The organism is Streptomyces mayteni (assembly GCF_054783955.1).
Window position 1 is genome coordinate 1 of record NZ_BAAGPR010000205.1, and the last position, 6,493, is coordinate 6,493.

General features: G+C 76.5%; 7 protein-coding genes. 5 read left to right on the plus strand and 2 right to left on the minus strand.

Features of this window, described 5'->3' with window-relative positions:
• Nucleotides 1–142 precede the first annotated feature (142 nt).
• Entirely contained in the window at nt 143–760 is a 618-nt protein-coding gene (locus ACYVPE_RS38845; protein ID WP_461038560.1) for a hypothetical protein, read from the minus strand.
• Nucleotides 761–861: 101 nt separating this feature from the next.
• Here ACYVPE_RS38845 and tsaB point away from each other — a divergent pair, with 101 nt between their 5' ends.
• The 4 genes from tsaB (at nt 862) to ACYVPE_RS38865 (ending at nt 3,446) form a co-directional block, all read left to right on the plus strand.
• Entirely contained in the window at nt 862–1,518 is a 657-nt protein-coding gene (gene tsaB / locus ACYVPE_RS38850) for a tRNA (adenosine(37)-N6)-threonylcarbamoyltransferase complex dimerization subunit type 1 TsaB (RefSeq protein WP_461038561.1), read from the plus strand.
• 74 nt (nt 1,519–1,592) lie between these two features.
• Nucleotides 1,593–2,117, plus strand: a complete 525-nt coding sequence (rimI, locus tag ACYVPE_RS38855; protein ID WP_461038565.1) for a ribosomal protein S18-alanine N-acetyltransferase — start codon at nt 1,593–1,595, stop codon at nt 2,115–2,117.
• Nucleotides 2,110–3,192: a tRNA (adenosine(37)-N6)-threonylcarbamoyltransferase complex transferase subunit TsaD gene (gene tsaD, locus ACYVPE_RS38860; protein ID WP_461038562.1), complete on the plus strand. Its 1,083-nt coding sequence runs from the start codon at nt 2,110–2,112 to the stop codon at nt 3,190–3,192. Before rimI ends, tsaD begins: the two co-directional genes overlap by 8 nt.
• Nucleotides 3,192–3,446 (plus strand): hypothetical protein, encoded by a 255-nt coding sequence (locus ACYVPE_RS38865; protein ID WP_461038563.1) that lies wholly within the window; start codon nt 3,192–3,194, stop codon nt 3,444–3,446. Before tsaD ends, ACYVPE_RS38865 begins: the two co-directional genes overlap by 1 nt.
• Nucleotides 3,447–3,449: 3 nt before the next feature.
• On the opposite strand, the gene ACYVPE_RS38870 is transcribed toward ACYVPE_RS38865, so the two are convergent.
• Nucleotides 3,450–4,664: a THUMP-like domain-containing protein gene (locus ACYVPE_RS38870; RefSeq protein WP_461038564.1), complete on the minus strand. Its 1,215-nt coding sequence runs from the start codon at nt 4,662–4,664 to the stop codon at nt 3,450–3,452.
• A gap of 73 nt (nt 4,665–4,737) precedes the next feature.
• On the opposite strand from ACYVPE_RS38870, the gene ACYVPE_RS38875 reads away from it, so the two are divergent.
• Complete coding sequence (locus tag ACYVPE_RS38875; RefSeq protein WP_461038566.1) at nt 4,738–5,763, plus strand: polysaccharide deacetylase family protein; 1,026 nt, start codon at nt 4,738–4,740, stop codon at nt 5,761–5,763.
• The last annotated feature ends 730 nt before the right edge of the window (nt 5,764–6,493 follow it).

Consider the following 6,493-nt stretch of genomic DNA (forward strand, 5'->3'; position numbering starts at 1 on the left):
GGCCCGCGGGCGGCACCTGGCGCTGCGCCCGGGCCGCAGGCGCGGCGGCGGAGCCGCCCCGGCCGCGCGCAGCGCGCAGGAAAGGGCGGGTGGGTGGGGGAAAACCCCGCGTGGCGCGGGCCGGCGGCTATGCCGCCGTGGGTCAGGGGACGACGGTGACCGCGACGCCGTCCGTCGCGAAGTCCCACATCGCCGCGCCGTCCTCCCGCGCCTCGCGGACCGCGCCGGTGCGCAGCTCGGAGTCGGGGTCGGGCGTGGAGCCGTCGATCGCGGCCGAGAAGCCGAACACCACGCCGTCCTCCTCGTGGAAGATCACCGTGTTCTCGATCGCCACCCCGTCGGAGCCGGTGCCGCTCGGGTTCCGGGAGGAGACCGCGTACTCGCCGGGCGACGGGCTCACCGGGCTGGGGTGGACAGGGAAGGTGTCGAGCACCACCTCGCCGGTGCCGTCCTGGCTGACGTCCACCAGCCAGATCCGCTGCTGCCCAAGGGAGTAGACGACGCGCTTGCCGGTGCCCGACTCGGCCGGCACCGGCGGCTCCTCGGTCGCCGAGCCCTCGCCGCCCTCGCCACTCTCCCCGCCGCCGTTCGCCTCGTCCTCGGGCCCGGTCGACTCGTCCGACTGCTCCGCCGAGCGGGACGGCGCGTCGTCCACGGCGGCCGACGCCTGGTAGGCGAAGAAGGCGACGACAGCGAGCGCGGCGACGGTCAGCACGGAGACGAAGACACCGGAACCGGAGCCTGAGGTGTGGCGCGCCACGGTCTGCTCCCGCCTTTCGCGCAGGAAGGTGTGGGACGGAGAGTCCTGGGGCGACGCTACCAGGCGTCGGACCGCCGCTCGGCGAGTCGTAGGCTTGCCCGGTGCTGCTGCTCGCCCTGGACACCGCGACCCCGGCCGTGACCGTCGCCCTGCACGACGGAGAGCGGACCCTCGCCACCGCCGAGGAGGTCGACCCGCGCCGGCACGGCGAACTGCTGCTGCCCGCCGTCGACCGGGCGCTCTCCGACGCCGGCCGCCGGCTCGCCGACGTCACCGCGCTGGTCGTCGGCACCGGGCCCGGCCCCTACACCGGGCTGCGGGTCGGCCTGGTCACGGCCGCCGCCCTCGGCTCCGCCCGCGACATCCCGGTGCACGGGGTCGGCACGCTGGACGGCATCGCCTTCGCGGCCGGGCTGACCGAGCCGTTCGTGGTGGCCACCGACGCGCGCCGCAAGGAGGTGTACTGGGCCCGCTACGCGGACGCCAGGACCCGGCTGAGCGGCCCGGCCGTCGACCGGCCCGCCGAGATCGCCGAGTCCGTGGCGGGGCTGCCGGCCGTCGGGGCCGGCGCACTGCTCTACCCCGACGCGTTCCCCGGCCACCGCGACGACCTGCCGCCGCACGCCTCGGCGGCGGCGCTCGCCGCGCTCGCGGCCGAGCGGCTGGCCGCCGGCGAGCCGCTGCCCGACCCGCGGCCGCAGTACCTGCGCCGGCCGGACGCCAAGGTGCCGACCGGCTACAAGGCGGTCACCCGTTGACCCCTGAGCACACCGATGAGCACACCGAGCACGCCGAACGGCCCCAACCCCCGAGGCATGTCGTACTGCGCGAGATGCGCTGGTGGGACATCGAGCCGGTGCTCGGCCTGGAGGCCGAGCTGTTCCCCGAGGACGCCTGGTCGGCCGAGATGTTCTGGTCGGAGCTGGCCAACGCCCGCGGTCCGCGCCCCAGCCGCCGCTATGTGGTGGCCGAGCGCCCGGACGGCCGGCTGGTCGGCTACGGCGGCGTCGGCGTGGTGGGCGATGCCGGCGACGTGATGACCATCGGCGTCACCCGGGCCCACGAGGGCACCGGGCTCGGCGCCCGGCTGCTGTCCGAACTGCTGGCGGCCGCCGCCGGGTTCGGCTGCCGCGAGGTGCTGCTCGAGGTGCGGGTCGACAACGAGCGCGCGCAGCGGCTCTACACCCGGTTCGGCTTCGCGCCGGTCGGCGTCCGCCGCGGCTACTACCAGCCGGGCGGCCACGACGCGCTGGTGATGCGCCGCGCGATCGAGCCGACGGCCGACCCGGCCGACCCGGCCGACCCGGCCGACCCGGGGGACCGGGACCCGGAGGAGGAGAAGAACGAAGATGGCTGACGAACCGCTCGTCCTCGGCATCGAGACGTCCTGCGACGAGACCGGCGTCGGCATCGTGCGCGGCCACACGCTGCTGGCCGACGCCGTCGCCTCCAGCGTGGACGACCACGCGCGCTACGGCGGCGTGGTGCCGGAGATCGCCAGCCGGGCCCACCTGGAGGCGATGGTCCCGACCATCGAACGGGCCCTCACCCAGGCGGGGGTGGCGGCCCGCGACCTGGACGCGGTCGCCGTCACCGCCGGGCCTGGGCTGGCCGGCGCGCTGCTGGTCGGCGTCTCGGCCGCGAAGGCGTACGCGTACGCGCTCGGCAAGCCGCTCTACGGCGTCAACCACCTCGCCTCGCACATCTGCGTGGACCAGCTCGAACACGGCCCGCTGCCCCAGCCGACGATGGCGCTGCTGGTCTCCGGCGGCCACTCCTCGCTGCTGCTCGCCCCGGACATCACGACGGACGTGCGGCCGCTCGGCGCCACCATCGACGACGCGGCGGGCGAGGCGTTCGACAAGGTGGCGCGGGTGCTCGGGCTCGGCTTCCCAGGCGGCCCCGTCATCGACCGGCTGGCGCGCGAGGGCGACCCGCGCGCCGTGCACTTCCCGCGCGGGCTCACCGGGCCGCGCGACGCGCCGCTCGACTTCTCCTTCTCCGGCCTCAAGACGGCGGTGGCCCGCTGGGTGGAGAACCGCAGGGCGGCCGGCGACGAGGTGCCGGTGGCGGACGTCGCGGCGTCGTTCCAGGAGGCGGTCACGGACGTGCTGACCCGCAAGGCGATCCGGGCCTGCCGGTCCGAGGGCGTGGACCACCTGATGATCGGCGGCGGGGTGGCGGCCAACTCCCGGCTGCGCGCCATGGCCGAGGAGCGGTGCGCCGACGCCGGCATCACGCTGCGGGTGCCGCGTCCCGGGCTGTGCACGGACAACGGCGCGATGGTGGCGGCGCTCGGCGCGGAGATGGTGGCCAGGGGGCGCACGCCGTCGGCGCTCGACCTGCCGGCCGACTCCTCGCTGCCGGTGACCGAGCCCCACGTCCCGGCGGCGCACCACCGTCACCAGCATCACCACGGGCACGGGCACTGATGGCGGCCGCCGAGGTGGCGCTGATGTGGGAGGCGCGGGCGGTCGCCGGCCGGGGCGCCGAGCTGCTGGCCTGGGCTCGGGTGCAGCCGCTCGACCCGGCGCCGGCGCGCCGCGAGACCTTCACGGCCGACGCCGACCGGGTGCTGGTGATCACCTGGTGGCCGGCGGGGCCGCTGGCCGAACTGCCCGAGCCGCCGGCCGAGTTGCTGCACCGTCCGGTGCACCGCTGGCGGTTCGTCCCGGTGCCCGACTGACCGCTACCCCGGCCCCCGCCCCAGTGGGTGGCCGACGAGCATGGCCGGCTCGTCCGCGATCCTGGTGAGGAAGACGGTGGCCGCGCTCGGACCGCTCGGCTTGAGGCGCCTGATCAGCTCCTCGGGGGTCAGCGGCGAGCCGCGCTTCTTGACGGTGACCGTGCCGACGCCGCGCTCGCGCAGCAGGGCACGCAGCCGCTTGACGTTGAACGGCAGCACGTCGGTGAGTTCGTAGCCGGTGGCGAACGGCGTGGCGGCGGGCGCGTCCGTGGTGACGTAGGCGATCTCGGAGTCGAGCAGCCGGCCGTCGATCGTCTCCGCGGCCTCGGCGACGAGGTGGGCGCGGATCACGGCGCCGTCCGGCTCGTACAGGTAGCGGCCCGGATCGCCGGCGGGCGCCCGCCGGGTGCCTGAGCCGGTCAGCCCGTGGCCGCCGGGCAGCAGCGTGGCGCGGCGCGGCTCCGGCTCGCCGGCGCCGAACCACAGCACGGCCTCCTTGACCTCGCCGCGGTGCGAGACCCACTCGGCCGCGGCGCCGTCCGGGATCGCCTCGTGCGGCACGCCGGGCGCCACCTTGAGCGCGGCCAGCGGGGCGCGGCGCGCGGTGGCCAGCGCCCAGGAGAGCGGCGGCGAGTACGCCTCCGGATCGAAGACACGGCCGCGTCCGCCGCGTCGCGCCGGGTCGGCGAAGAGCGCGTCGAAGTCGGTGACGACATTGCTCTCGATGGCTTGGACGTCCGCGCACCGCACCTCGACGCGGTCGGCGAGCCCCAACGCCTCGACGTTGGCCCGGGCGACGGCGCAGGTCAGCGGGTCCCGGTCGACGGCCAGCACCTCGATGCCGGCACGGGCGAGCGCGATCGCGTCGCCGCCGACGCCGCAGCACAGGTCGGCGAGGCGCCGGGCGCCGAGCGCCGCGAAGCGGGCGGCGCGCCAGGCGGCGACGGGGGCGCGGGTGGCCTGCTCGACGCCGTTCGGCGTGAAGTACATCCGCTGGGCGTCCTCGCCGAACTTGGCGGCCGCGCGCTGCCGCAGCCGGGCCTGGCCGATGGCGGCCGAGACGAGCTCGGCGGGGTGCGCGCGGCGCAGCCGGGTGGCGGCGGTCAACTCGTCGGCCGGGTCCAGGTCCCGCAACTCGGCGAGCAGCAGCTGACCCCGCTCGGTGAGCAGGTCGGGGAAGGCGCCGAGGTCGGCGGACGGTGCGGCCACACGGGTCATTCTCCCCGGCGCCACGGAACGGGCTGCCGCGGTCCCGGGGAGAGGGGTGGCAGCATCCGGAACCATGGAGATTATCGGACAAGTAAGACAAAAAGCTTGCGGGGAGGGGCAGGGCGGCCCGGGCCGACTCCGCTGGCGGGTGCGGCGCTACGGGCTGCTCGGCGGCGCGACGATACTCGCCCTCGCCTGTTCCGGCGCCGTCCCGACGCCGCCGCCCGCCGAGCCGGACCGCTGGCGCTTCCTCACCGCCGTCACCGGTGCGCCCGCACCCCCGCCCAACGGCCCGGGGGCCGGCGAAGCCGGCCTCGTCCTCGGCGCACCGCAGCTCGCCCAGGCGCGCACCGTCGCGGACGCGCTGGCCTCCTACGCCAAGCGCCTCAAAGGCGCCGAGAAACGGCGGCTCGCGGCCGTCAAGACGTGGGGCCTGCGCCGCGCCCCCCTCCGGGCGCCAGCGCCCCCCGCCGAGAAGCCGAAGCTGACCAGCGAGCCAGGACACACCACGGGCAAGGGCCTGCCGCCGGTGATCGTCCAGGTGCCGACCGACGAGAAGGTGGTCTTCCTCACCATCGACGACGGCGCGGAGAAGGACCCCGAGCTGCTGGAGATGATGCGCGAACTCGACCTGCCCTACACGAGCTTCCTCTCCGACTACGTGGCGCGCGACGACTACGACTACTTCCGCGAGGCCCACCGGGACGGCTCCGCCATCCAGAACCACTCCATCAACCACCGCGAGATGCCGACGCTCTCCTACGCGGAGCAGCGGCAGGAGATCTGCCGCCAACAGGACATCCTGGAGAAGGAGATCGGCGAGCGCCCCACCCTCTTCCGCCCGCCCTACGGCGCCTACGACCGCGACACGCTGCGCGCCGCCGCGTCCTGCGACGTCGAGGCCATCCCGCTGTGGGCCGAGGAGGCCTTCCCCGACCGCATCGACTGGGGCCGCGGCGACCACGAACTCCACCCCGGCGACATCATCCTCACCCACTTCCGCGGCACCGAGGAATGGTCCGGCTCCATGCCGGACATGATCCGCCGCGTCCTCGACACGGTCACCAGCCAGGGCTTCGCGCTCGCCCGCCTGGAGGACTACGTCTGACGTCCCACCGGCGGAGGTTTTCCCCCACCCACCCGCCCTTTCCGCTGCCGCGGCGCGACGGCCGGTACGCAGCGCCCTGGCCGCCCGGGCCCGCGGCGACGGCGCTTCGCGCGTCCCAGGGGATGGGCGCACATGGCCGCCTTGGGGGCGGAGCAGCCGCCTCCGGCCGCCCCCTCGCACTCACCGCGCCGCCCGTCCGCCCAGGTCGGCGCGGAGCGGCGCCACGCGCCCGGCTGGCTGTGGGCGCGCAGCGCCCCGGCACTTCGCGCTCAGCCCCCCGCAGGGCGGCGCGGCGGCCCCGCCCGCCCGGCCGCGCCTCCGGCGCCTCGCCCGCCAACGCGGTTCGTGGCTCGGGCGCCCCGCGCCCGGCCACCCGGGCCGGCAGGCGCGTAGCGCCGACGGTCCGGGCCTCCGGCGCACGGCAACGCACCCCTACCGGTGACGCTTCGCACGCCCCGCCCCCGCCTGGCCGCCCGCAGGGCGGGTCACGCTGACGGTCCGTGCCCCGCGCCCAGCCCGCATCCGCCAGCGGTCGCTTCGTGCGTGTCGCGCTCTGGCGCGCAACGCCCAGCCGCCCGCGGGGCGGCGCGGCCTCCCCAGCCAGCCGGGCGCGCATCGCCGGCCGTCCGCGCCTCTGGCGCGTGGCGCCGTCCCTCTGCCTCCGGCGCACGGCGCCGCGCCCCGCGCCTTCCCCAGGGCGCCGGCCGGATTCAGCCGACGATGGGTGCCC

Coding starts and splice junctions, on each gene's coding strand:
- rimI (WP_461038565.1), top strand. CDS start 1,593: ATGCGCTGGTGGGACATCGAGCCGGTGCTCGGCCTGGAGGCCGAGCTG.
- tsaD (WP_461038562.1), top strand. CDS start 2,110: ATGGCTGACGAACCGCTCGTCCTCGGCATCGAGACGTCCTGCGACGAG.
- ACYVPE_RS38865 (WP_461038563.1), top strand. CDS start 3,192: ATGGCGGCCGCCGAGGTGGCGCTGATGTGGGAGGCGCGGGCGGTCGCC.
- ACYVPE_RS38870 (WP_461038564.1), bottom strand. CDS start 4,664: ATGACCCGTGTGGCCGCACCGTCCGCCGACCTCGGCGCCTTCCCCGAC.